The organism is Adlercreutzia muris (assembly GCF_041223505.1).
In the GTDB taxonomy this organism is placed as follows: domain Bacteria; phylum Actinomycetota; class Coriobacteriia; order Coriobacteriales; family Eggerthellaceae; genus Adlercreutzia; species Adlercreutzia muris.
In genome coordinates, this window is sequence record NZ_JBCLQK010000005.1 from 93000 (window position 1) to 118987 (window position 25988).

The 25988-nt window shown below is 66.7% G+C and carries 23 protein-coding genes; 22 read left to right on the forward strand and 1 reads right to left on the reverse strand.

The window, feature by feature from the left end; translation table 11 throughout:
• Positions 1 to 89 precede the first annotated feature (89 nt).
• From murA to polA, 11 genes are all read left to right on the forward strand, one after another.
• A complete protein-coding gene (murA, locus tag AAK988_RS06280) occupies positions 90 to 1370 on the forward strand; it encodes a UDP-N-acetylglucosamine 1-carboxyvinyltransferase (protein ID WP_135971186.1) in 1281 nt (426 codons plus the stop codon).
• Positions 1371 to 1382: 12 nt separating this feature from the next.
• Positions 1383 to 2897, forward strand: coding sequence for an LCP family protein (locus AAK988_RS06285; RefSeq protein WP_369873255.1), 1515 nt, complete (start codon positions 1383 to 1385; stop codon positions 2895 to 2897).
• 114 nt (positions 2898 to 3011) lie between these two features.
• Positions 3012 to 3242, forward strand: coding sequence for a NifU family protein (locus tag AAK988_RS06290; protein ID WP_135971477.1), 231 nt, complete (start codon positions 3012 to 3014; stop codon positions 3240 to 3242).
• Between the two features lie 66 nt (positions 3243 to 3308).
• Positions 3309 to 3602 (forward strand): hypothetical protein, encoded by a 294-nt coding sequence (locus AAK988_RS06295; protein WP_369880510.1) that lies wholly within the window; start codon positions 3309 to 3311, stop codon positions 3600 to 3602.
• Positions 3603 to 3730: 128 nt separating this feature from the next.
• Positions 3731 to 3961, forward strand: a complete 231-nt coding sequence (locus tag AAK988_RS06300) for a UDP-N-acetylmuramoylalanyl-D-glutamate--2,6-diaminopimelate ligase (RefSeq protein WP_242370358.1) — start codon at positions 3731 to 3733, stop codon at positions 3959 to 3961.
• A complete protein-coding gene (lgt, locus tag AAK988_RS06305; protein ID WP_135971474.1) occupies positions 3961 to 4812 on the forward strand; it encodes a prolipoprotein diacylglyceryl transferase in 852 nt (283 codons plus the stop codon). The genes AAK988_RS06300 and lgt overlap by 1 nt, the downstream gene beginning before the upstream one ends.
• A gap of 253 nt (positions 4813 to 5065) precedes the next feature.
• Entirely contained in the window at positions 5066 to 5446 is a 381-nt protein-coding gene (locus tag AAK988_RS06310) for a desulfoferrodoxin family protein (protein ID WP_135971473.1), read from the forward strand.
• A 167-nt stretch (positions 5447 to 5613) separates the two neighbouring features.
• On the forward strand, positions 5614 to 6084 hold the full coding sequence (gene rpmE / locus AAK988_RS06315) for a 50S ribosomal protein L31 (protein ID WP_135971472.1): 471 nt from the start codon (positions 5614 to 5616) through the stop codon (positions 6082 to 6084).
• A 146-nt stretch (positions 6085 to 6230) separates the two neighbouring features.
• A complete protein-coding gene (locus AAK988_RS06320) occupies positions 6231 to 7574 on the forward strand; it encodes a glutamine synthetase family protein (protein WP_369883796.1) in 1344 nt (447 codons plus the stop codon).
• 1 nt (position 7575) lies between these two features.
• Positions 7576 to 8250, forward strand: coding sequence for a winged helix-turn-helix domain-containing protein (locus AAK988_RS06325; protein WP_135971706.1), 675 nt, complete (start codon positions 7576 to 7578; stop codon positions 8248 to 8250).
• A 203-nt stretch (positions 8251 to 8453) separates the two neighbouring features.
• A complete protein-coding gene (gene polA / locus AAK988_RS06330; protein WP_369880511.1) occupies positions 8454 to 11081 on the forward strand; it encodes a DNA polymerase I in 2628 nt (875 codons plus the stop codon).
• Positions 11082 to 11113: 32 nt separating this feature from the next.
• On the opposite strand, the gene AAK988_RS06335 is transcribed toward polA, so the two are convergent.
• Positions 11114 to 12079, reverse strand: coding sequence for a helix-turn-helix transcriptional regulator (locus tag AAK988_RS06335; RefSeq protein WP_151430734.1), 966 nt, complete (start codon positions 12077 to 12079; stop codon positions 11114 to 11116).
• 395 nt (positions 12080 to 12474) lie between these two features.
• Between AAK988_RS06335 and arcA the strand changes: the two genes are divergently transcribed.
• The 11 genes from arcA (at position 12475) to AAK988_RS06390 (ending at position 25889) form a co-directional block, all read left to right on the forward strand.
• Positions 12475 to 13698 carry an arginine deiminase gene (arcA, locus tag AAK988_RS06340; protein ID WP_369880512.1) on the forward strand — a complete coding sequence of 408 codons (1224 nt, stop codon included), beginning with the start codon at positions 12475 to 12477 and terminating at the stop codon, positions 13696 to 13698.
• Between the two features lie 105 nt (positions 13699 to 13803).
• Entirely contained in the window at positions 13804 to 15411 is a 1608-nt protein-coding gene (locus tag AAK988_RS06345) for a YfcC family protein (protein WP_369880513.1), read from the forward strand.
• 292 nt (positions 15412 to 15703) lie between these two features.
• Entirely contained in the window at positions 15704 to 16024 is a 321-nt protein-coding gene (gene rplU, locus AAK988_RS06350; protein ID WP_016309052.1) for a 50S ribosomal protein L21, read from the forward strand.
• A 21-nt stretch (positions 16025 to 16045) separates the two neighbouring features.
• Positions 16046 to 16306 (forward strand): 50S ribosomal protein L27, encoded by a 261-nt coding sequence (gene rpmA / locus AAK988_RS06355; protein WP_135970774.1) that lies wholly within the window; start codon positions 16046 to 16048, stop codon positions 16304 to 16306.
• A gap of 145 nt (positions 16307 to 16451) precedes the next feature.
• A complete protein-coding gene (gene obgE, locus AAK988_RS06360; protein ID WP_369873261.1) occupies positions 16452 to 17849 on the forward strand; it encodes a GTPase ObgE in 1398 nt (465 codons plus the stop codon).
• Positions 17849 to 18985 carry a glutamate 5-kinase gene (gene proB, locus AAK988_RS06365; RefSeq protein ID WP_242370208.1) on the forward strand — a complete coding sequence of 379 codons (1137 nt, stop codon included), beginning with the start codon at positions 17849 to 17851 and terminating at the stop codon, positions 18983 to 18985. Before obgE ends, proB begins: the two co-directional genes overlap by 1 nt.
• Before the next feature lie 128 nt (positions 18986 to 19113).
• Entirely contained in the window at positions 19114 to 20415 is a 1302-nt protein-coding gene (locus AAK988_RS06370; protein WP_369873262.1) for a glutamate-5-semialdehyde dehydrogenase, read from the forward strand.
• Between the two features lie 3 nt (positions 20416 to 20418).
• Complete coding sequence (gene nadD / locus AAK988_RS06375; protein WP_240806263.1) at positions 20419 to 21210, forward strand: nicotinate-nucleotide adenylyltransferase; 792 nt, start codon at positions 20419 to 20421, stop codon at positions 21208 to 21210.
• The gene (gene yqeK, locus AAK988_RS06380; RefSeq protein ID WP_135970778.1) at positions 21198 to 21851 is read left to right on the forward strand and encodes a bis(5'-nucleosyl)-tetraphosphatase (symmetrical) YqeK; all 654 of its coding nucleotides are present in this window, start codon (positions 21198 to 21200) and stop codon (positions 21849 to 21851) included. The genes nadD and yqeK overlap by 13 nt, the downstream gene beginning before the upstream one ends.
• A gap of 95 nt (positions 21852 to 21946) precedes the next feature.
• Positions 21947 to 22387, forward strand: a complete 441-nt coding sequence (gene rsfS, locus AAK988_RS06385; RefSeq protein ID WP_262999985.1) for a ribosome silencing factor — start codon at positions 21947 to 21949, stop codon at positions 22385 to 22387.
• Between the two features lie 820 nt (positions 22388 to 23207).
• Positions 23208 to 25889, forward strand: coding sequence for an AfsR/SARP family transcriptional regulator (locus AAK988_RS06390; RefSeq protein ID WP_369873263.1), 2682 nt, complete (start codon positions 23208 to 23210; stop codon positions 25887 to 25889).
• Positions 25890 to 25988: the final 99 nt, after the last annotated feature.

Genomic DNA, 25988 nt, shown 5'->3' on the forward strand with positions numbered 1-25988 from the left:
TTACGGGGCGGCCTTTTTTCTATAATAATGGGACGTATGAACCCATGATGGACTACCGGGCGTTTCGGCGCCCGTACAAAGGACTAGAAATGAACCAGGAAGTCATCATCGTTCGGGGAAACCATGTCCTTTCCGGCGACGTGACCGTGGCCGGCGCCAAGAACTCGGCGCTCAAGCTCATGGCCGCCTCGTTGCTCGGCCAGGGCGTCTCCACTATTCGCAACGTGCCCGTCATCTCCGATATCGAGATCATGGGCGAGGTGCTCGATCGCCTTGGGGCCGCGGTCGCGCGCGAGGGGCACACCCTTACCATCGATACCGCATCCGTCGACTCGTGCGAGACTCCCTACGAGCTCGTCTCGAAGATGCGCGCGTCCATTTCCGTGCTCGGCCCGCTTATCGGGCGATTCGGCGAGGCGCGGGTGGCCATGCCCGGCGGCTGCCAGATCGGTGCCCGCAAGATCGACATGCACCTGGTGGGCCTGGAGGCTCTGGGCGTGCACTTCGACGTGGATCACGGGGTGCTGCATGCCTTCACGCCCGACGGGCTGCACGGCGCCCACGTCTACCTGGAGTTTCCTTCGGTGGGGGCCACCGAGAATATGCTCATGGCCGCCGTGACCGCCGAGGGTCACACGGCCATCGAGAACGCCGCCTGCGAGCCGGAGATCGAGGATCTGGCGAACATGCTGAATGCCATGGGCGCGAAGGTGTCCGGCGCGGGCACCTCGCTCATCGAGGTCGAGGGCGTGGCCCTAGAGGCTCTGCACCCCTGCGATCACACCTGCGTGGGCGACCGCATCGAGGCGGGCACGTTCCTCGTGGGCGGGGCGCTCACGGGCGGTCCGGTCACCGTGCACGGTATCGATCCGGCCTTCTTGCGCATGGCCATCATGAAGCTGCGGGCCATGGGCTGTGCGGTGGAGTGCGGTCCTGACTGGGTGCGCGTTACGCGCAGCGAGCCTTTGCGCTCGGTGGATATCCAGACGCTGCCGCATCCCGGTTTCCCCACTGATCTTCAGGCTCAGTTCATGCTGCTGGCGGCTCTGGCCGACGATGTGTCGGTTATCACCGAGAACGTTTTCGAGAACCGCTTCATGTTCGCCGCCGAGCTCATGCGCATGGGGGCCGATATCACCTTGGACGACCATCATGCGATCGTGCGCGGGGTGGCCGAGCTGGAAGGCGCCCCGGTATCCTCCACCGACCTGCGGGCCGGGGCGGCCCTCGTGCTCGCGGGCATCGTGGCCGACGGGGAGACGAGCGTCCACCATTTGGAGCATATCGATCGGGGCTATGAGGATTACGCGGGCAAGCTCGCCTCCCTCGGCGCCGATATCTGCCGCGTGCCCGTCTCCAGCCGGGGATAGGCGGTCGATTCCATGGCGATGCACAGCAAGAAGGGGCTCTCGGCCTCCCAGACCCGTCGCACGTCCCGCCGGGTGAACGATTCCGTGATCGGCTCCCACGTGGCCCGTCCTGCCGGCCGCCGCGGCCGCCGCGAGGACGATAGCCCCGTGGGCACCACCCGGGTTGACTTCTCCGACAGCCGTCGTTCCCGCCGTGCGACCCGCGGTATGGTGGAGCAGGTGGATGTTCAGGCCACAAGCGGGGAAAGCGATGCCGACTACGCTCGCCGCCGGGGCCGGCGCGGCTATGTGGAGGAGATCCAGGTCCGTTCCCGTCGGCGCCGCATCGCGGTTCTGACCGTTGCGGCCCTCGCGGTCGTGGCCGTGGCCGTGTTCGCGGGGGTGTCGGCCTTCTTCGCCCTGTCCGACTCCCAGCTGTCCCTGGGCGATTCCAACGCCACCGAGGCGCTGGTTGCCCCCGCCGAGGGGGAGCCCTACTTCGCCCTGTGCACCGCCCATCTGGGCTCGGCCACCCCGGCCGGTGCGGCCGAGGGCGACGCCTATCTGGCTGTGCGCATCGACGAGGCCGCTCACACCCTCACCTTCATATCGGTGCCGGCCACGGTGTCGGTGGAATTGTCCGACGGCGCGCGCCACCCCCTGTCCGAGGCCACCTCCGTCGGGGGCGACGCCGAGCTCATCCGGGCGGTGGCGTCCCTGCTGGGCGTGGACATCGCGCACTTCGCCGCCACCGATGCCGCGGGCATCGAGCGGCTCGTGGATATCGTGGGCGGCGTGGCCGTGGAACTGGATCAGGAGGTGGACGACCCCCGGGCCGGCATCCAGGTGCTGCAGGCGGGCCCCGTGACCCTGGACGGCCCCTCGGCCGTCACGCTTCTGCGGGCGTCGAACTATGCCGACTCTTATGCCACTCAGGCGAAGATGCGTGCTCTGTTCACGGTGAACCTCGCCGAGCGGGCGAACTCCGGCGAGGGCCTGAGTTTCCCGACCGTGGTGGCGGACGGCGCCTCGGCCGTGAGCACCGACTGGTCGAGCGGCCAGATCATCGCCCTGGGCGAGGTGCTGCGGCCCCTGTCGGAGGTGACGGTGTACGCCGCCGTGGTGCCCGGTCGTGCCGTGGAGGGCGAGGGCGGCGCGCGCACCTACGAGGTGTCCGACGACGAGCTGGCCACCATGATGGAGGCCGTGCGCGCCGGCAATGCCCCGGAGAGCGCCGCGGGCAACGTGGCCAATGTGGATCGCAGCCTGCTCACCGTGGAGGTGCGCAACGGCTCCGGCATCCAGGGGGCGGCCGCCCGCTGCGGCGAGCTTTTGGAGTCCGACGGCTACCAGGTGGAGGCGGTGGGCAACGTGGACGACGGCACGGCCTATCCCGAGACCATGGTGATCTACAAGGATGCCGCCTTCGAGATAGCGGCCAAGGCCGTGGTGAGCGACCTATCCGCCGGTCGTGTGGTGAACGGCGGCGACTTCTACCAGTTCGATACCGACCTGCTCGTCATCATCGGCCAGGACTGGATCGGCTAGGGACTGCGCCCTGGCCGGTGCCGTTGTGGTGTTCGCGGCCCTGCGCGCCCGCCGCCGCGGCGCTGTGCTATGATGGCTTGCGAACGGAAGAACCTCTTTGAAAGGGAGTGCCTTATGGTTGAGAAGTCCGATGTGGCTGCCGTGCTCGAGCTGATCCGTCCGAGCCTCCAGGCCGACGGCGGCGACGTGTCGTTGGTGGACGTGTCCGAGGACGGCGTGGTCACCGTGGAGCTCCAGGGTGCCTGCAAGGGCTGCCCCATGTCCCAGATGACCCTGGCCAACGGCGTGGAGCGCATCCTGAAGGAGCGCGTCCCCGGCGTGACCAGCGTGGTGCCGGCCGCCTAAGGGCCCGGAACAATCCATGAGCCGAGCGGGCCCTTTGGGGCCCGCTTTCACGAGAGAGGGAAGGGAATGGAAGGCTGCTGGAGCCGTCGCGGCTGCGATGACGAGATGCAAGGGCGCTGCCCGCACAACGTGCCGGGTGAGCCGTGCCCGGCCGACTGCCACTACGCGGCGTGCTATCGGCCGACCCACGTGGTCTGCGACGACTTCGACGTGCTGCTGAACCCCAAGCGCGACTACGAGGCCGCCATCAAGCAGGTCTGCCGTTTCTGCGAGCACTTTCTCGTCCATGGCCCGGAGGTGGATCCCGAGGCCCCAAGCAGCCGCGACAAGTTCAGCGGCCGCAACCGCTTCATTCTTTAGGCACCCTCTCTGGCGCCTCGAGTCCGGGAAGGAGTCGGGTCGTTGCTCTCGTTGACGGCCGTCGGCGACGGCCTCTGCTACAATGGGGGTCTGAAGCGGACTCCAAAATGGAAAGGCGGTGGCGCTCCATGGGGGCTATGGTAACGTGCCCGGCGTGCGGGGCGGGCGATCTGGATGTGCGCACCTTCGAATCCATGATGGTGCTGCGCCCGAACCTGGCGCTGTTCTCCTTGGCGTGCCCCCATTGCGCGGCGACCGTCTCGGCCATCCAGCCCATTCCTTCCTCCCTGCGCGAGGAGGTTCAGTTCGCTGCTATCGAGCTGGGCGCCGGCATGGGTGCCCATGAGGGGAACCTATAATGTTGAACGATATTTACCAGAACCTCGATCCTGTCGCCTTGAGCCTGGGGCCCTTGGTCGTGCGCTGGTACGGCCTGGCCTACGTGGCCGGTTTCGCCCTGGCGGCCTTCATTATCTATCGCATCGCCCGTCGCTGGCGACTCGGTCTGACCATGGACGACCTGCTCACGCTCATGATCTGCGCCATCATCGGCGTGGTGGTGGGGGGTCGTCTCGGTTACGTGCTCTTCTACGGCGACGGCTACTACTTCGCCCATCCGCTCGAGATCCTCGCCTTCAATCAGGGGGGCATGAGCTTCCACGGGGGGCTCGTGGGCCTGCTCGCCGGCGGCGCTGTGGCGGCACGCCTGACTCGCGTACCCTATCTGACCTTAGCCGATTTGGGGGCCATTGCCGCCCCGCTGGGGCTCTTCTTCGGCCGCTGCGCCAACTTCGTGAACGGCGAATTGTGGGGCGCGCCCACCGATGGGCCCTGGGGCGTGGTGTTCGGCGGGGCTGCCGGCATGATGCCGCGTCATCCGAGCCAGCTCTACGAGGCGGTGCTCGAGGGGCTGGTCATCTTCTGCGTGCTGTTCGCCCTCTCGCGCCGGCTGCCCCCGCGCCCCCGCGGCACCTTCGTCGGTGCGTTCCTCGTGCTCTACGGCATCTTCCGCTTCCTCATCGAATTCGTGCGCGAGCCCGATGTGCAGCTGGGCTACTTATGGGGCGGCTGGCTGACCATGGGCCAGCTGCTCTCGGCCCCCCTCGTGGTGGCCGGCGTCGCCCTGCTGGTATATGCGGCCCGGCGCAAGCTGTCCCAGGAGGGCCCCCAGCGGCCTTCGGCGCCCGAGGCGGGGGATACGGCCTGCTAGAGGGTGCGCATCGGTGATGCGGCCTCATCGGCGCCTCTGCTGCCGATGCGCGCGGGTACCCCGGGCCCCGGCCGCTGACCAAGGCGATAGCCGCGCGCCCGCCTGGGGCCGGCTTCGATAACGACGCGGTGTCGATTGTGCGCTCTTCCGGCAGTGTCGTTCTACTTCCCCTACAATAGGGAGCGGTCGAAACTGCGCCATCGCGCGGACGGCCGCTGTCAATGAAAACGACTCAAGAGATACGAGGTGCAAGATGGACGTGAAGTTCTTCAAGTGCATGCACTGCGGCAACATCGCCGTGAAGGTGTTCGACGCCGGCGTGCCGCTGGTGTGCTGCGGTGAGAAGATGGTGGAGCTCGTGGCCGATTCCCAGGACGCTGCCCTGGAGAAGCACGTGCCCGCCGTCGAGGTGGCCGGCGACAAGGTGATCGTGAACGTGGGATCAGTGGATCATCCCATGACCGAGGAGCACTGGATCCAGTTCATCTGCCTGGTGACCGACAAGGGCTATCAGATCAAGCCCCTGACTCCGGCCGATGCCCCCCACGCCGAGTTCACGGTGCCCGCCGGCGAGACCCCGGTGAAGGTGTACGAGCACTGCAACCTCCACGGGCTGTGGGTGACCGAGCTGTAGAACGCCACCGTTCCCCGGCAATTCTTGAAAGACCCGTGCAGCACGGGTCTTTTTTCTTGCATTGGGGCGAATCGGTGCTAATATAAACAAGCTTGTCTCGGGCTTGGTCGGAAACCAAGCCTTATTCGGAACCCTTGGTCGGAAACCAAGGGAAGATAGGAGAACCCATGAAGCAAGGAATTCATCCGGAGTACGTGGACTGCGTTGTGAAGTGCAGCTGCGGCAACACCTTCACCACCCGCTCGACCAAGCCGGAGCTGAAGATCGACATCTGCAATGCCTGCCATCCGTTCTACACCGGCACCCAGAAGCTGATCGACACCGGTGGACGCGTGCAGCGCTTCGCCGATCGCTTCGGCGCCGCTAAGGACGTCGTTGCCGAGCGCGAGGCCGCCAAGAAGGCCGAGCGCGCCGCTCAGATCGCCGAGCGCGAGGCTGCCAAGAAGGCCGAGCGCGAGGCCAAGGCCGCCGCTAAGGCCGAGCGTGCCGCTGCCTTCGCCGCCAAGGCCGCTGAGGCTGCTGCTCGCGCCGAGGCCGAGGAAGAGGTTCAGAACATGGAGGATGCCGCCGCCGAGGCCACGACCGAGGAGGCTCCCGGCGTGGAGCTGACCGAGGCCGAGGTTGAGGCCGCCGAGTAGTTCCGCTGCTTCTCGCACCTTTGAGACCCGTCGCGCACCGCGGCGGGTCTTTTCTTTTGCAGTCCGGTAAATTCCCCCAAGGGCTCTTCTGGCTGCGAACTATAATGGGACAGATCAAGAACGCGACGGCCGAACGGAGCAGAGACGTGGTGGTAACCCCCGAGCAAGATTTCGTGCTGAAGACTATTGAGAGCCGTGATGTGCATTTCGTGCGCTTCTGGTTCACCGACGTACTGGGGAATATGAAGTCCTTCGCTGTGGTGCCCGGTGAGTTGGAGAGCGCCTTCGACGACGGCATGGGATTCGATGCCAGCTGCATCGAGGGCTTCTCGGAGAGGCGGGAATCCGATATGCTGGCCTTCCCCGACCCCTCTACCTTCCAGGTGCTGCCCTGGCGCCCCACATCCAATGCCGTGGCCCGCATGATCTGCAACATCCGCACTCCCGAGGGCAAGCCCTACGAGGGCGATTCGCGCCAGGTCCTCAAGAGCATGGTGCGCAAGGCCTCCGAGGCCGGATACTCGTTCATCGTGGGGCCGGAGCTGGAGTACTTCTACTTCAAGGACGCCGAGGGCACCGAGGTGCTCGACCGCGGCAGCTACTTCGACCTTACCTCTCTCGATTCCGCCTCCGACCTGCGGCGCGACACGGTGCTCACCCTGGAGAAGATGGGCATTCCCGTGGAGTACTCCCATCATGAGAAGGGTCCCTCCCAGCACGAGATCGACCTGCGCTACGCCGATGCCCTGTCCATGGCCGACGCGGTGATGACCTACAAGCAGGTGGTGAAGGAGATCGCCATGAAGCACGGGGTGTACGCCTCGTTCATGCCCAAGCCCCTGACCGGGGCGCCGGGCAGCGGCATGCACGTGCACCAGAGCCTCATGGACCGGGCCGGCAACAACGTCTTCTTCGACGAGAGCGACCCGTCCGGCTACAACCTGTCGGCCACGGCGAAGGCCTACATTGCCGGCCTTCTGAAGTACGCGCCGGAATTCACCTTGGTCACGAACCAGTACGTGAACTCCTACAAGCGCCTGCAACCGGGCGGGGAGGCCCCCACCTGCATCAGCTGGGGCGCCCGCAACCGCTCCACCCTCGTGCGTATCCCGGGGTACCGGCCGCGCAGCGAATCGGCCTGCCGCGTGGAGCTGCGCAGCCCCGATCCGGCGGCGAACCCCTACCTGGCCTTCGCGGTCATGCTGGCCGCCGGCCTGGCGGGCATCGAGGAGGGCCTGGAGCTCATGGCCCCTGCCGACGAGGCCGCGCCCCTCGGGTGCAGCCGTCGGGAGCACCGCGAGCGCGGAGTGACGCCGTTGCCCGAGAGCCTGGGGGAGGCCGTGGAGCTGTTCGCCCAGAGCTCGCTCATGCGCGAGACGCTGGGGGAGCACATTCACGATTACCTCGTGCGGGCCAAGCGGGCAGAATGGGATGCCTACCAGGCCGTGGTGACCCCTTGGGAGCTCGAGCGCAATCTGGCGGTGCTGTAGCATGCAGCGCAAGACCGTCATCTTCATTGCCGACAGCCTTGACAACGCCCATAAGTTCCAGCAGGTGCTCTCGAAGCTGGACGTGGACGTGGCGGCCGGCTCCTCGGCCCAGTTCAAGAAGCTGCTGGCCGCCCATCCCTCCCGCGATCTGGTGATCTACGAGGCCCGCGGCGAGCGCCTGGCATCCCTGGCCTCGGCCGAGGCGGCCTTGGCCGAGGAGGGCTCGGTGGCCATGCTCGTCATCGTGAACGAGGCCGATCTGGCCCAGTTCCGCCTGCCGGTGTCCTGCAAGGCCGACTTCGTAGTCCACGGGGCCGGCGCTGCCGAGTGCGCCACCCGCATCCGCCAGCTGCTGTGGCCTGGCAACGAGACCTCCTCGGCCGATTACATAGTCGTAGACAACATGACCGTGAATCTGGCCACCTACCAGGTGAAGGTGGGCGGCGAGCCGGTGGACCTCACCTATCTGGAGTACGCGCTGCTGGCCTTCCTCGTGACCCATCCCGGGCGCACCTATTCCCGCGATGCCCTGCTGCGCCGCGTGTGGGGCTTCGACTACTACGGCGGCAGCCGCACCGTGGACGTGCATGTGCGCCGGGTTCGCGCGAAGCTCGGCCCTGAGCTGGCCCAGCGCCTGGAAACGGTGCGCGGCGTCGGCTATTTGTGGAATGCGTAAGGCCGAGCGCATGAAAGGCATATCGAAAATGTAAGGGTGTAGAGGAAACGGCGGGTGTTCCAACCGAGCGAGTTCCGCAGCGACGAGAACAGCCCGGTGGGCTGTTCTCCAAAGCGAGGACTGTCTGAGCGAATTGGAATACCCGGCGGTTCCGACCGGCGATGAGCCGCTCGTTCGCTTGCGATTGACGCAAAGGAGTCAGAATGTCGAAGAAGATCGCCGTCATCGATGGCAACTCGCTGATGCACCGTGCCTACCATGCGGTGCAGACGCCCATGACCGCCAAGGACGGCACCCCCACCAACGCCGTGTTCGGCTTCCTCTCCATGTTGTGCAAGTTCATCGAGATCGCCGAGCCCGATGCCGTGGTGTGCGCCTTCGATGCCGGCAAGCCGGTGCACCGCATTAAGGCCCTCGAGCAGTACAAGGCCCAGCGGCCCCCCATGGACGAGGAGCTGCGCGTGCAGTTCCCCGTGATGGAGGAACTGCTGGCGGCCATGGCCATTCCCGTGGTGAAGGTGCCGGGCTGGGAGGGTGACGACATCTTGGGCACCATCGCCGCCCGGGACGAGGCCTTGGGCTTCGAGACGCTGCTCGTGACCGGCGACAAGGACGCCTACCAGCTGGCCGGCGAGCTCACCCGCATCGTCACCACGAAGAAGGGCATCACCGACATCACCGTGAACGGCCCGGCTGAGGTGGAGGAGCGCTACGGCGTGACTCCGGCCCAGTTCATCGATTACCTGGGACTGATGGGAGATTCCTCCGACAATATCCCCGGCGTGCCCGGCATCGGCCCGAAGACAGCCACGAAGCTTTTGCAGGCCTACGGCTCCATGGAGGGCATCTACGAGCATATCGGCGAGCTGAAGGGCAAGCAGAAGGAGAACCTGGAGAACAATCGCGACATGGCCTTCCTGTCCCGCGAGATCGCCACCATCGTGCGCGACCTGGACTTCCCCCTGGATCTGGAGAGCGCCGCCTTCCCGGCCTTCGACGCGGCCGATGTGGAGGAGGCCTTCGGGAAGTACCAGCTGGCGAGCCCCTTGGCCCGGGTGCTGTCCATGATCGACGCCGAGCCGCCCTCCCGCGAGATCGAATTCACCCTGGCCCCCGTTCTGGAAGGGGCCGACGGCGCGGCCGAGATCGAACGGGCTTGCGCGGCCGGCGAGGTCATCGGCGTGGCCTTCGTGGATCCCGAGCAGGTATCGCTGTTCAACGATGGCGCCACGGCGGCCTTCGTCACGGGCTCGGCCCGGGTGATGGCCGAGGGGGAGCGCGCCCTCGATCTGTTCGCGTCCATCGTGCGCGGGGGAACCTTCTGCGCCCTGGATGTGAAGGCCGACGTGCGCCGGGTGTACCCGGCCGATACCGCCGAGGCGGCCCGCGTGACCGACGGGGAAGTGCTCGCCATGGCCGGCTTCGATTTGGGCCTGGCCGGCTACGTGCTGAACTCCTCCACGAGCGCCTACACTTACGACTCCCTGATGGAGTCGGTGGCCGGGGCCACGCTGCCTGCGGCCGAGACCGACGGCGAGCGCGCGGCCGTGCAGGCCACGGCGGCCCGCATGCTCCAGGGGCTTCTGGAGGAGGCCCTGAAGAAGGACGGCACCTGGGAGGCCTATGCCGACATCGACCTGCCGCTCGTGGGGGTGCTCTCCTGCATGGAGCGGGTGGGAGCTGCTATCGACGTGCCGCGACTGGAGGCCTTGGGCGCCGAGGCCCAGGTGGAGGTAGACGATCTCACGGCCCAGATCTATGAGCTGGCCGGCGAGACCTTCAACCTGAGCTCGCCTAAGCAGCTGGCCCGCATCCTCTTCGAGGTGCTGGAGCTGCCGGCCAAGAAGAAGAACCAGCGCGGCTACTCCACCGATGCAAAGGTGCTCACGGAGCTCTCGGCCATTCACCCGCTGCCCGATCTGGTCCTGCGCTACCGGGAGTTCTCGAAGATCAAGAACACCTATATCGACGCCCTGCCCCGCATGCGGGCGGGCGACGGGCGCGTGCACACCCAGTTCAACGAGACGGTGACCACCACGGGGCGCCTGTCCTCCTCCGACCCGAATCTGCAGAACATTCCCGTGCGCACCGACTTCGGCCGCCAGATTCGCAGCTGTTTTGTGCCCCTGCGGGAGGGGGAGTTGTTCCTGTCGGCAGACTACTCCCAGATCGAGCTCAGGCTGCTCGCGCACTTGTCGGCCGACGAGCATCTGGTGGCCGCCTTCAACTCCGGGGCCGATCTGCACACCTCCACGGCGGCTCGCGTGTTCGGCGTGGCTCCCGAGGACGTGACGCCCGCTCTGCGCAGCCGTGCCAAGGCGGTGAACTTCGGCATCGTGTACGGGCAGCAGGCCTACGGTCTGGCCCAGTCGCTGGAGATTCCCATGGCCGAGGCGAAGGAGATGATCGACCGTTACTTCGAGGTGTATCCCGGTGTGCGCGCATACCTGGACGACACTGTGCGCGAGGCCAAGGCGAGCGGCTTCGCCACCACGATGTTCGGCCGCAAGCGCCATATTCCCGAGCTGCGCAGTTTCAACGGCCAGCAGCGCGGCTTCGGCGAGCGCACGGCTATGAACCATCCGATGCAGGGCACGGCCGCCGACATCATCAAGATGGCCATGAACGAGGTGCAGCGCCGGCTGCTTGCCGAGGGCTTTGAGGCCCAGCTCATGATCCAGGTCCACGACGAGCTTGATTTCTCGGTGCCGGTCGATGAGGTGGAGCGCCTTTCGGCCATGGTGCGTGAGGTGATGGAGCACGTGGCGAAGCTGCGCGTGCCCCTTCTCGTGGATGTCAGCTGGGGCCCCACCTGGGCCGAAGCGCACTAACAGGTTCCGCTTGCCCTAACGCCGGGCGGGGCCTACACGGTCTTCCAGAAGTCTTGGATGAGTTCCTGGCGGTTGCCGTGGCCGGTCTTCTGGAGGATGTTGTGCACGTGCACCTTCACCGTGGAGGGGGCCAGGGACATGGCCGAGGCGATGTTCTGGTTGTCCTGGTCCCGCAGGATGTAGTCGAGCACCTCGCGCTCCCGGGCCGTCAGCGAGTGGCGCCGGGCGTAGACGAGCAGATCCTCGGCGGTCTGGTGGTAGCGCTCGGTGTCGTCGACGACCGGGGCGGTGTGAGAGCGGATATCCAGCTGGCGCAACGCGAAGTGGCACGTCATGAGGGCGCAGACGAGCATGAGCAGGTTCTCGGCATAGTTGCGCTCGGCCGTCAGCGTGAACGGTCCCACGGTGATGGCCTCGGTGGACAGCACCAGGAAGAACATGACGTCCTCGAAGATCATGAGCACACCGAGGAGGGCCAGGGCCACGCAGTGGGGGAGATAGCGGGCCAGACGCTGGCGCTCCACCTCGTCGCGGGTACGCAGGTAGTAGATGCCGCCATAGAGGAGGATCCAGAACATGAAGCAGGCGCGGCAATTATAGAAGCAGAAGCGCAGCACCTTGTTCTCGCCTGAGATAGCCAGAAGCAGGAAGGCTATGACGCAGAAGACGATGATGGGCAGTGCGCGCACGCGGCGGTTGCGCTCTCCGATGTACTCGCAGACCATGAGCCAGAAAGAGCCGAGGAATCCCGCACCGGTGACGAGTGTGTAGACGGAGCGGAAGAACATATATTCTGGGGAAAGCTCGGGCCCGAGGATTTGGGCCGCGTAATCGTCCTGCAAGATGGAGGCCACGTCCAGGAAGTAGAACAAAAAGGCCGCGCAGGCGTACAGCATGGTCTTGCGGTGGGTCACCAAATATGATGAGAGGCAGACGGCGGCCGTGAGAACGGAGACGAGAATCACGAGAAGCGTCTCATAGAAGATGGCAAGTTCCATGGATCCCCTTCATCCTGGCCAGCCCATCGGGCGTTGAACTTTGCTGCCATTATATACCAATTCGCCAGCGCCCTCCTCGATGCCCGAAGCCTTCAGAAGTTTTTGATCGAGTTAGGTAACGTAACGGTAACAGCGCACAATTAGATGAGGAAACAACGCAGATTAGAATTTGAAAAACCCAATTATGACCTGCGGTTTATGGAGGTTGTAGGGAGATGCTTCTTCACATAGTCTCAACATACATACGCACCTACACCTGGTTTAGACCTTTCGCAAAATGTGACTATCCCGCACATTGGAGCCATGAAACATCGCGGATTTGCGATGGGCCGTGGAGGGAAACCACGGCAGCCGGCACATCGACAGGCGCCGCGGGCGCCAGATCGGAGAGTCACATGCAAGGAGTAAACGTCAAGAGCGAGATCGGGAACCTCAAGAAGGTCATCCTCCATCGCCCGGGCAACGAGCTGCTCAACCTCACCCCGAACACCCTGGAAGAGCTGCTGTTCGACGACATCCCGTTTCTGGAGGTTGCCCAGGCCGAGCACGATGCCTTCGCCGACATCCTGCGTAACGAGGGCGTGGAGGTCGTTTACCTCGAGGACCTCATGGCCGAGGCTCTGGACACTGATCCGGCCCTGCGCGAGCAGTTCCTGAACCAGTGGATCTACGAGGCGGGCATCCGCACCGATCTGTACACCGACATCATCAAGGACTACATCAACTCCGAGTACGCCGGCACCAAGGACATGGTCATGAAGACCATGGCGGGCATCAACCTCCAGGAGCTCCCGCAGCAGCACACCAACCTGCTCGTGGACATGGTGTCCGACCGCACCAAGCTCGTGTGCGCCCCCATGCCGAACCTCTACTTCACCCGCGACCCGTTCAACATGATCGGCAACGGCGTGGGCATCAACCGCATGTACAGCACCACCCGCAACCGCGAGACCATCTACGGCTCCTACATCTTCAACTACCACCCCGATTTCAAGGATGTGCCGCAGTACTACAGCCGCGAGAACACCTTCCACATCGAGGGCGGCGACGTGCTGAACATCAACGACCACGTGCTGGCCATCGGCATCTCCCAGCGCACCGAGCCCGACGCCATCGACCAGCTGGCCCACAACGTGTTCAGCGATGAGACGTCCACCATCGACACCATCCTGGCCTTCAACATCCCGGTGTCCCGCGCCTTCATGCACCTGGACACGGTGTTCACCCAGATCGACTACGACAAGTTCACCATCCACCCCGGCATCATGGGCCCGCTGACCGTCTTCGAGATCACCCCCGACGGCCAAGGCGGCGCCAAGATCCGCGAGCGCAACGAGGATCTGGAGAGCGTGTTGTCGGAGTACGTGGGCGAGAAGGTCACGCTCATCCCCTGCGGCGGCGGCGACCGCATCGCGGCCGAGCGCGAGCAGTGGAACGACGGCTCCAACACCCTGTGCGTCCGTCCCGGCACCGTGGTCGTGTACCAGCGCAACAACGTCACCAACGACGTGCTGTACAAGAACGGCATCAACTGCCTGGTCATGCCCTCCGCCGAGCTGTCCCGCGGCCGCGGCGGCCCCCGCTGCATGTCCATGCCGGCCTGGCGCGAGGCCCTGTAGGGCTGATCGCTTTCGGCGGGTCCGCCCGGACCCGCCTTGTTTGAATGTTAATTGGCGGCCGAGTCGGGGGAGGGGTCGGCCGCCACTCCCTTAAGGAGTTATCTCATGGCAGAGACAAAGAAGAAGAAGCGCGCGAGCCTTTCTTCGTTTACTATTTTGCTGATCATCCTGGTGGCCCTGGCCATCATCACCGTCATCATGTCGGCTATGGGCGTGGAGGGCGTTGAAGGCGCCACCCTGTCCGGCGTGCTGACCGCGCCGGTCGCTGGCTTCAGCGACGCGTTGCCCGTCTGCTTGTTCGTCATGATCCTCGGCGGCTTCCTCGGCATCATCACCGAGACCGGCGCCCTGGATGCCGGCATCGCCGCTCTGGTGCACAAGCTGAAGGGCAACGAGCTGGTGCTCATCCCGATCCTCATGATCATCTTCTCCATCGGCGGCACCACCTACGGCATGTGCGAGGAGACGGTGCCCTTCTACCTGCTGCTCGCCGCCACCATGGTAGCGGCGGGCTTCGACAGCCTGACCGGCGCGGCGGTCGTCCTTCTGGGCGCCGGCTGCGGCGTGCTCGGCTCCACGGTGAACCCGTTCGCCGTGGGCGTGGCCGTGGACGCGCTGTCCGGCGTGGGCATCGCGGTGAACCAGGCCACCATCATTGGTCTGGGCGCCCTGCTGTGGATCGTGACTCTGGCCATCTCCATCGTGTTCGTGATGCGCTACGCCAAGAAGGTCATGAACGACAAGGGCTCCACCTTCCTGTCGCTGCAGGAGCAGCAGGACATGATGAACGAGTGGGGCATGAAGGACTCCGAGGCCGAGGCCGCTGACGGCCAGGCCGACGCCCCGAAGATGACCGGTCGCCAGAAGGCCTCCCTGGTCGTGTTCGCGCTGACCTTCGTCATCATGATCGTGTCCTTCATCCCGTGGTCCGATCTCGGCTTCGACGGCTTCAACGCCGGTTCCGCGACCGAGGAAGTGACCACCACCCTGACGGGCGAGGAAATCGTCACCGCTATCGACGACGCCAACGACGGTGCCACCGTGACCACCATTGCCGAGCCGGTCGAGGCTGTCTCCGTGGAAGAGGTCGAGACCTCTCCCGCTTGGTCGTCCTTCCTGACCGGCGTGCCCCTGGGCGGCTGGTACTTCGATGAGGCCTCCACCTGGTTCCTGCTCATGGCGCTGATCATCGGCATCATCGGCGGCGTGTCCGAGAGCCGCTTCGTGAAGGCCTTCATCAACGGCGCCGCCGACATGATGTCGGTCGTGCTCATCATCGCGCTGGCCCGCTCCATCACCGTGCTCATGGCTTCCACCGGCCTGGACATGTGGATCTTGAACAACGCGGCCAACGCACTGGCGGGCATGTCGGCCATCATATTCGCGCCGCTGTCCTTCCTGCTCTACGTGGTGCTGTCGTTCCTGATCCCGTCCTCCTCTGGCATGGCCACCGTGTCCATGCCCATCATGGGCGGTCTGGCCAGCCAGCTCAACTTCTCCGTTGAGACCATGGTCATGATCTACTCCGCCGGCAACGGCCTTGTGAACCTGTTCACGCCCACCTCCGGCGCCATCATGGGCGGTCTGGCCCTGGCCAAGATCGAGTACTCCACCTGGCTGAAGTTCGGCGCGAAGCTGTTCGTCGTGCTCGGCGTGGTATGCATGGTCATCCTGACTGCGGCCATGATGATCCTGCCCGGCGGCGCTGCCTAAGGGCATCCGCCAACGCGATCGATAACAGCCTGCCGGCTGTCATCCTTCCGGGAGAGCGCCCCTTGTGCCGGGGCGCTCTCTCCGTTTGGGGCGCTTCTCGCGTTGTCACGTCGCATCCTCTCGGCGATTCCCGACGGCTCCTCCCTCTGGGATGGATCACGTGTTCCGCTGCCTTACTAATATATAGAGCGTCGGTGAACGGTGGGAAAATGGGGGAGAAAATTGTTGACGCGGGGGCGGTGCGCTGGTAGGATACTACCTTGCGTTTAGTCACATTCAAGGAGATACATACATGTACGCAATCGTGAAAACGGGCGGCAAGCAGTACAAGGTCGCCCCCGGAGACAAGATCAACATCGAGAAGCTCGACGTCGAGCCCGGCGACAAGGTGGAGCTCGAGGCCATCTGCGTCGTCGACGGCGACAAGGTGGAGGCCGACCCCGCGAAGGCCGCCAAGACCAAGGTCGTCGCCACCGTGCTTGAGCAGTTCAAGGGCGACAAGCAGTTGGTCTTCAAGTTCAAGAAGCGCAAGAACTACAAGAAGCTGCGCGGTCATCGTCAGAACCTGACCCGCGTGAAGATCGAATCCGTCGGTACGGCCAAGGCCGAGTAAACGGGTTAGGAGGAACATCTCATGGCACACAAGAAAGGCTTGGGCTCTACCCGTAACGGTCGTGACTCCCACGCACAGCGACTCGGCGTGAAGAAGTTCGCCGGCGAGGTCGTGAAGACCGGCAACGTGATCGTTCGCCAGCGCGGCACCCATTTCCACCCCGGTGAGAACGTGGGCCGCGGCAAGGACGACACTCTGTTTGCCCTCTGCGACGGCACGCTGAAGTTCACCCGTGGCGTCAAGCGCAAGATCCACGTGATCCCCGCTGAGCAGACCGCCTAAACGCTTAAGTTTCAACGACTGCGTAACATCGAACGGTTAGCCAATGCCCTCTGAGAAATCAGGGGGCATTGTTGTATAGTTTGCACAGAGAACGGCGCCCCGCTACGGGGGCGGCGATTCACGACGACCCAGTGGGAAGGTTCCTATGTTTATCGATAAGGTTCGCATTAACGTGAAGGGGGGCAACGGCGGGGCCGGCTGCATGTCGTTCCGCCGCGAGGCCCATGTGCCCAAGGGCGGCCCCGACGGCGGCGACGGCGGCCATGGCGGCAACGTGGTGGTCCAGGCCGACGCCGGCGTGTCCTCGCTCATCGAGTACCGCTTCAAGCACCACTTCAAGGCCGAGCGCGGCACTCACGGCAAGGGTAGCCGCATGCACGGCGCCACAGGCGAGGACCTCGTGCTGAAGGTGCCCGTGGGCACGGTGGTGCGCGAGTACTTCGAGGAGAGCGGGGAGGTGGGCGAGACGATCGCCGATCTGACCCACGACGGCGAGACGGTGGTGGTGGCCCGGGGCGGCATGGGCGGCCGCGGCAACATCCACTTTGTCACCTCCACTCGTCGCGCCCCGGCCTTCGCCGAGCTCGGCGAGCCTTCCGAGGAGCGCTGGATCGAGCTGGAGATGAAGCTCATGGCTGACGCGGCCCTAGTGGGCATGCCCTCGGCGGGCAAGAGCTCCCTCATCGCGAAGATGAGCGCCGCCCGGCCCAAGATCGCCGACTACCCGTTCACCACCCTCGTGCCGAACCTAGGTGTGGCCACCTCGGGGGACTTGTCCTTCGTCGTGGCCGACATCCCCGGCCTCATCGAGGGGGCTCACGAGGGTCGCGGCCTGGGCCATGAGTTCCTGCGGCACATCGAGCGCACGGCCCTCATCGTGCAGATCGTGGACCTCACGGGCGATTGGGAGGGGCGCGATCCTTTGGACGACTACGAGGTCATCAAAAACGAGCTGGCCGAGTACGCCGCCGACCTGGCCGCTCGGCCCCGCATCGTCGTGGCGAACAAGATCGATGCCCCGGGCACTGAGAAAGTCTGCGACGCCCTGGCCGAGCGGGTGCGGGCCGATTCCATCGCCGCTGCCGGCGGCAACGAGTTCGCCCCGAGCCCCATCGACCCGAAGCTCTACCGCATCAGCGCGCTCACGGGGGCCGGCGTCGATTCCCTGAAGGCGGCCATTGCCACGAAGGTGCACGACCTGCGCGAGGCGGCCCGGGCGGCTGCGGCGTCCGATATCCAGTACGACCACGTATGGGAGCTGCGCCGCGAGGCCCGTGAGAAGCGCTTCGATATCATGCCCGAGGGCGCCGGCGTTTGGCGCGTGCGCGGCGTGCAGGTGGAGCGCATGGTGGTGCAGACCGACTGGGAGAACGAGGAGGCGGTGGCCTTCTTCCAGCACCGCTTCAAGAGGCTGGGCGTGGACACGGCCCTTGAGAAGGCCGGAGCCCTGGACGGCGACGAGGTGCGCATCCTCGGCTACTCCTTCGCCTTCGAATCGCCCCACGGCCACGGGGTGGACATGTACCAGGAGCTGGATCTGTAATGGGCGAGACGACGACCGCGGCGCGCCGCCGCCTGGTGGTGAAGATTGGCTCGGCCACTCTGACCACCTCCGAGAGCTCCATCGACTACGGCTTCCTGGATGACCTGGCGGCCCAGCTGGACACGGTGCGCCGCGCGGGCTGGGATGTGGTGGTGGTCACCTCGGCTGCCATCGCCTGCGGCCTGGAGGCCCTCGGCATCGCCAAGCGCCCCACGGACATGCCGAGCCTGCAGGCGGCCGCGTCGGTGGGGCAGAGCGCCCTGTCCACGGCCTACGCCGAGGCCTTCGGGAGGCGGGATATGCTCACGAGCGTGGTGCTGCTCACCCGTCGCGATACGGCCGACCGCACGGCCTACCTGCACGCTCGGGACACCCTGCGCCGCCTCATGGAGCTCGATGTGGTGCCCATTGTGAACGAGAACGACACGGTGAGCGTCGAGCAGATCCGCTTCGGCGACAATGACACCCTGGCCGCGCTCGTGGCCTGCCTCATCGACGCCGACCTCATGGTCATCCTGTCGGACATCGATGGACTGTACACGGCCAATCCGCTCATCGATCCGGCGGCCGAGCTGATACCTCGGGTGGACCGGGTGGGCCGCGAGATCTTGGCTGCAGCCGGGGGCGCGGTGTCGGGGGTGGGCTCCGGCGGCATGATCACGAAGATCAAGGCCGCCCGGGTGCTCATGGCCGCGGGCATTCCCATGGTCATCTGCCAGGGGCGCCGCCCCGATTGCGTGGTGGATGCGGCGGCCGGGGTGCCGGTGGGCACGCTGTTCACGGCCCCGGAGCGCCCCCACGAGATCACCCCGAAGAAGCTGTGGATCGCCCTGGGCGATGCCGTCCACGGTACGCTCGTGGTGGACGAGGGGGCCCGCGCGGCCCTCGTGGAACGCGGCAAGTCGCTCTTGTCCGTGGGCATTCGCGAGGTGCGCGGGTCCTTCGACTACGACGACATCGTGGATGTGGCCGACGAGACGGGCCATGTGTTCGCTCGGGGCCGAGCGGCCGCGGGCAGCGATCTGGTGGCCCTGGCGGTGGGGAAGAGCCGCGAGGCGGTGGCGGCCAACGGCATCCTGTCGGTTCTGGCCGACCGCCCCGTCGTCCACCGCGACGAGCTGGTGCTGTTCGAGTAGGCGGGTTTTCGTTCGCCCTGTGGGAGGAGCGGGCCGGCCGATGCTGCGGTTTGGGCGGGCGCTTGCCGAAGCCTCGCTGGCAGTGGCCGCCCCCGCGAGAAGGTGCAGGAAGCAGAGAAAGGTTCAACATGGATATACGAGACGAAGTGGTTCTGCTTGCGAAGAGGGCCAAGGAGGCGAGCGCGAGGCTGGCAGTGACGACGGCCGAGGAGCGCAACGGCGCCCTGGCCGCCATGGCCGCAGCCCTGCGGGAGCACGCATCCGAGATCGTGGAGGCCAACGGGGGCGATATGGACGCGGCCCGGGCGGCCGGTACGAGCGAGGCCCTGCTGGACCGGCTCATGCTGGACGAGGCCCGGGTGGGCGCCATGGCCGATGCCCTCGACGAGCTGCGGGAGCTGCCCGACCCCCTCGGCGTGGTGTCCCTGGAATCCACCTTGTACAACGGCATCCGCTTGCGCCGCGTGTCGGTGCCCCTCGGCGTGGTGGCCATGGTCTACGAGGCGCGGCCCAACGTGACCGCCGATGCCGCCGGCGTCTGCGTGAAGTCGGGCAACGCCTGCGTGCTGCGGGGCGGAAGCCTCGCAGCCCGCTCCAACGAGGCCATCGCCGACATTCTGGCGGCCGCCGCCGTGGGGGCCGGCCTGCCCGAGGGTTCCATCTGCGCCATCACCACCACCGATCGGGCCGCCACCGACGTGCTCATGGAGCTGCATGGCCTGGTGGACGTGCTCATCCCCCGCGGGGGCGCCGGGCTTATCCGCCACTGCGTCGAGCACGCGAAGGTGCCGGTCATCGAGACGGGCACGGGCAACTGCCACGTGTACGTGCACGCCTCGGCCGACCCCGCCATGGCCCGCGATATCATCATGAACGCGAAGTGCCGCCGCCTCGGCGTGTGCAACGCCGCCGAGACCCTGCTGGTGGACGCGGCCGCCGCCCCCTCGGTGCTGCCGCCGATTCTGGGCGAGCTGCTGGAGGCGGGCATCACGGTGCACGGCGACGAGATGGTGTGCGCCCTGGCCCGGCAGGCCGGTCTGCCCGTGGCCGATGGGGCCGACGAGGCGTCCCCGGCCGTGGTGCCGGGGGGCGAGGCGGACTGGGAGACCGAGTATTTGGGACCGCATCTGGCGGTGCGCGTAGTGGAAGGCCCCGATGAGGCCATTGCCCATGTGAACCGCTACGGCACCAAGCATTCCGAGGCCATCGTGGCCACCGACGAAGCGGTCATCGACACCTTCCTCGCCGCGGTGGACGCCGCCGCCGTATACGCCAACGCCTCGACGGCCTTCACCGACGGGGGCCAGTTCGGTCTTGGGGCCGAGATCGGTATCTCCACCCAGAAGATCCACGCCCGCGGCCCCTTCGCTGCCGATGCGCTCACGTCCTACAAGTACGTGCTGCGCGGTGACGGCCAGGTGAGGGCTTAGGCCGTGACCGGGCGCGAACAGGAGGGCTGGGGCCGCCGTGCCGAGCTGGACGCGGCCAGCACCCCCGCGGCTGCTCGGGAAGGGCGCCCGGCGGTGGTCTGCCCCCGCTTCGACGGGGTGGGTGCCGACGGTGCCCCGGTGCGTCTGGGCATCATGGGGGGCACCTTCGACCCCATCCACCAGGGGCACCTGGCCTGCGCCGAGCAAGCGCGGGAGGCTTTCGGCCTGGCCGGTGTGGTGTTCGTTCCCACGGGTCGCCCGGCATTCAAGCGCGATCGGGCGGTGACCGATGGGGCGGTGCGCCTCGAGATGTGCCGTGCCGCCGTGGCGGGCAACCCCGCGTTCGCGGTGAGCCCCCTGGAGGTGGATCGGCCCGGCATCACCTACGCCGTGGACACGCTGCGCGCGCTGCGGCACCATTACCCTGCCAACGTCGAGCTGTTCTTCATCGCCGGGGCCGATGCCATCCTGTCCATCGCCCGCTGGCGCGAGAGCGCCGAGGTGGCCCGTCTTGCCCGCTTCGCCGCCGCCACGCGCCCCGGCTTTGAGGTCACCGAGTCCTTCAAGGAGGAACTCGCCTCCCGCGGGGCGTTTCGGGTGGACTACTTCGAGGTGACGGCCCTGGCCATCTCGTCGAGCTATCTGCGCGAGCGGGCCGCCCGGGGGCTCTCGCTGCGCTACCTGACCCCCGATCCCGTGCGCGAGATCATCGAGGCGCGCGGGCTCTATCGCTTGGAGGCCCCCACCACGGCTGCGGCGGTGGGCGGCGGAAAGGAGGCGCCATGGACGCCATGACCGTGACCGATCCCGCAGACCCCGCCTTCGTCGAGGCGCGCCGGGCCGAGTTGGCCGAGCGCGTGGGGCCGCGCCGCTACCAGCACAGCCTGGGGGTGGCCGACACTGCCCGGGAACTGGCGCGCACTTACGGGGTCGATGGGGAAGCCGCCTATCTCGCAGGCCTGCTGCACGATTGGGACAAGGGCTACGACGACCCGGGTATCTTGGCCCGTGCGGACGAGCTGGGCCTTGACCTGCCCGAGGAACTGCGGGCTATGCCCCGGGTGCTCCATGGGATGACGGCGGCGGTGGCGCTGGCCCGGGAATTCCCCGCCCTCGACCCGGCGGTGCTCCAGGCCATTGCCCGGCACACGGTGGGGGAGAAGGCCATGACCCCCCTGGACAAGGTGGTCTACATAGCCGACGCCCTGGAACCGGGGCGGAGCGGCAAGACCGTGGAGAGGCTGCGGGCCCGGGTGGGCGAGGCGGCGCTGGACGAGCTGTTCCTGGACGTGTACGCCTACTGGGTGCGGCTCATCCTGGAGCGGCGCCACCCGCTGTACTCGCGCACGACCGAGATATGGAACTCCTACATGCCGGTCCAGGAGGTGTTCCGGGCCGCGCCCGGGGCCGACCCCATGCCTTACGGGCGGCCGTAGAATCCGCGGAGGTTTCTGCGAAAGGGCAAGCGGCCCTTTCCTTGTGCTATGGTAAGCAGATTCGTTTTTTGATTCGTACTGGATGGGAGGACAGCATGACCGACGCTGTTGCCGAGCAGGCCGCATTCTCGCGGAAGTGCGCCATCATCGCGGCGCAGGCGGCCGATGAGAAGAAGGCCACCGATATCATGGTGCAGGAGGTGCGCGAGCTCATCGGTGTGACCGACTACTTCGTCATCGCCACGGCGGCCAACTCCCGCCAGGTGGACGCCATCATCGACGAGATCGAGGACAAGCTGCGGGAGGATGCGGGCATCAAGCCCACCCATCGGGAGGTGTCGCCGGACGGAAGCTGGTCTCTGCTGGACTACGGCAACATCGTGGTGCACGTGTTCATGCCCGAGACGCGCGAGTACTATCGCCTCGAGGCGCTGTGGAACGACGCGCCCACCATCGATTTGGCCATGGAGGCGGGGCTCGAGAACCTCGAGTACTCTGAGCGCATCGCCAAGCTGCTGGGCCGCAAGCCGGCCTAAGGGCATCTGCCGCCCGCGCAGCCCGCGGCGAGCGGAACCGAACGAAAAGGACCCCTCGGGGTCCTTTTTCTTTGTGCCCGATGGCGAAGGGAAAGGGAGAGAGAAAGGGAGAGAGAAAGGGAGAGAGAAAGGGAGAGAGAAAGGGAGAGAGAAAGGGAAAGAAGGGGGGGGGTGATTCGCTGCCCGTTCTTCCTCTCGGGAAGGGGGATTCGCGGCGCTTTCCCGTTGCGAGGAGGGTTGATTCGCCGCCCGGTCCCCGTTTCGGAGCGGCCAGCTCGCCGCGCAACCCCGTTGCGGGAGGGGCCGGTTCTCCGCCCGGTCCCGTTGCGGGAAGGGCCGGTTCGTGGAGGAACTGTGGGGAACGGGGCGAAATGTCGTTGCGAAGGACGGAAAAGTGGGGGCGCACTCCCTTGAGGATCCTGATGCCGGCCTCGCATCGGGCCTGCGATAAATCTGGAGCGCTCCTGTAGCGGCCCTGCCGCGCGCCTCGCGGCGGGGCTGGGTGACGCGCGAGTTCCTGGAAGGCGCCTGTATTTTGAGTGCCGCTCCATCGGCTCGGGGGCTTCCCGTGATTGCCCAGGGCCGAGGGGGTTGTGCGGCGGCCGGGTGGGGCCGCCGTGGCCAGAAGGGGCGAAAGAGGGGTTGAAGCGGGGCGGATCGGAAACCGACAGGGTGCCTGACGGCGGCCTGAACCCTATCTGGTGGTCGTCGGCAGCTGAGCGCGACGGGCCGGGGGCGCCGGCCTGCCCCTTGCGCTCGACAACGGAGAGGCCTAGGGTGCGTCGGGCTGTTTTTCAACCGTGAGAGTGAAAGGAACTCTATGACCCGTTTCATCCAGCAATGCGCCTGCCGCGGCATCCGTCCCGCCTCAGTGGTCCCCGAGCGGTTCGCAAGCCGGCCGCATCTCGTGTCGCAGCTGCTGCGCAACCGCCGCGTCGCCCGCTTCCTTGTGGCGCCGACGGGGTTCGGCAAGGCGACGGTGGCCTACGAGTACGCCGAGGTGGTATTCGGTTTCCAACACGTATTCTGGATCAGCGGCACCTCCCCTTGCTTCCTGCGCGATCTGGATGCTGGCGTGCTCGCTTCCGCCGTGGTGGCGTGCGATCCCGAGGCGTCTCTGGCCGTGCTCGCCGATGTGCCCGTCCTCGACGAAGAGAGGGAGGCGGCCTTCTCGATGGCCATCGACCGGCTTCTGGAGAGTGGTTGCGAGGTGATTGTCACCTGCGCTCCCGCCGCGGACGGCTGGGCGGCCCTCCAGCGCGACCGCGTGGCGGTTGGGGCGAGAGACCTGCTCGTCGATGAGGAGGAGGCGCGGGTTGACGATCTGGCGCCCTTCCGGCCTGCGGTGGGTCTGCCCCTGGCGATGCGCGTGCCCTGCCTGCGGTGGGGCGAGGAGGGGCAGGCGGCTTTGGTGCGGGGCCTCGCCGCCGAGGAGCTGCCGGCTGAGACGCGCATCGCTCTGTGGGCCGTTCTTGCCATGGGCTGTGGCAGCCGGTCAGACCTGGCCCTGCTCGTGGGCGGCGTCCGAGCGGGGGAGATCTGGGGCTTTCTGGCACAGCACTATCCCTACGCCGGCATCGAGGCGGACGAGGATACCTTCGATGCCGTAGCGGTGCCCCTGCCGATACTGCGGGCCGCTCTGGCTCCCAGCCTCGATGCCCTTGCCCGCATTCAGGGGCGCTTCGAGCGCGACGAGATGGTGCGTCTGGTGGCCGACCGCATGGTGGCCCGGGGAGCTGGCCGTCGGGCTGCGATGGTGATGGGGGCTTTCGCCAGCCGTGAGGCGGTGTCCGCATGGCTCGGCCAGGCCGGATGGCATCTCTTGTGGGCCGACGGCGGGGCCGAGCTCGAGGAGCTCTATCGGACGGTCTGCCGCATCCGAGTGGAGGAGCGGGCCGGGGTGAACGCGATGATGGCCTGGGCTCGTGCTTTAGCCGGGGATGGCCGCCGTGCCATCGAGTTCGCCCGAAAGGCCCTCGGCTCGCCCCAGGCCTCCGACACGTTGCGGGCCGCCGCGGCCCTGGCCGCCTACGGCCAGGGCAACGCTGCGGCGCGACGGGCCATGGCCGAGCCTGTGGAATCGTGGCTTGCCCGCATCGCCCAGGAGTCAACGCTCAACGCTCACGAGGGGGCGCTGCGTGCGCTTGCCTCCGTGGCCCTGGCCGATCGGAGCGGGGAGGATCCCCTCGCTCGCTGGCACGGAGTGGCTCGTGAGCTGCTCGGCGCCGCCCCGGTGGAGGGGGACCTGGAGCAGGCCTTGCTCCTGGCTGCCGCCTGGGCCCTGGATGCCGCGGCGTCCACCGGGGCCTTCGAGCCCGGCCGCGAGGACGCCTCTCTGCTTGCGGGGGCCGACCTGGCGGCCCTGGCCTCCTTCGTGGCCGAATGCGCCGAGCGCGCCGCCGCAGGCGGCAGCTTGGGCCTTGGCGGACGAGAGGCGGCCGCGGCCCTGGAGCGCATCGAGGGCGCCCTTGCCCTCGCGGGCCTGCCCGGCCTGGGAGAGCGGGCCCAAGCAGCCCTCGACGAGGCCCGTATCTCCATGGCCCGCGGTGGCCGAGAGGCCGCGGCTTCGTCCCGCTCTCGCCGCAGTTCTGCCCCGGCGGGTCCTGGCGCAGACCCCTTCGCCGCCCCCTGCGCCCCCGCCGCATTCCCGGCCGTCAGTCGCGGGGATGCCCTGGACGTCTCGTCCCGCGCCGCCGCTGTGCCCCTGGCACCGCCCCTGCTGCACGTGCGGCTCTTCGGAGCCATGACGGTGTCGGTGGGAGAGACCGATGTGACCGCGGCCCTCAAGTCGCGCCGCCGGGCTCGCCTTCTGCTGGCCCTGCTCGTGCTTCACCGCGGCCGCGAGCTGACGCGGGAGCGCATCGTGGCCATGATGTGGCCCGCCGCCGACCAGCGCACCGGGGCTAAGAGCTTCTATCGGGTGTGGAGCGAGCTGTCCCGCATCTTGGCCGTGGGCGGCCGGTGTCCCTATCTGGTGCGCGACCGCTACGGCTGTCGCCTCGATCCGGCCCTGCTCGTTAGCGACGTGGTCGACTTCGAATCGCTGACCCGGCGTCTTCTGTTCGGGCCCGCGACGGGCTCTCTCGCTTGGGAGCAGGTCATTCTCCAGCTCCAAGAGACCTTCGATGCGCCGCTGCTGCCGGCGGAGGGGGGCTGCGAGACCGTGGGACAGTTCCGCGAGCGATTCGCCACTGAGATGGTGGACGGCCTCGTGGCCGCCTCGTGCCGCCTGCGCCGGGATGGGGAGCCCCAGGGCGCCCTCTGGTTCGCCCGCGAGGCCCTGCGCCGGGATGGCACGCGGGAGGATGTCTACGCCGCCCTCATGCGGGCCCAGATGGTCTCGGACCAGCGCAGCGCCGCCCTGGACACCTTCTTCGCCTGCCGCGACTTCCTCGGCGACTCCCTCGGCCTGGATCCCTCCCCGTCGCTGCAGGCGCTCTACCAATCGCTTCTTGAGGGCGATACGGCCGTGGGGGAGCGGGACGCGATTTCCCGTTGTTGACGCAGACGCGGCCCGCGAAAGCGTATACTATGTTCCCGAGTCGATTCCCGTCTGGGAATCGACCGCGTATACGGAAGCGTCCGGCCGCTCGATGGGGTA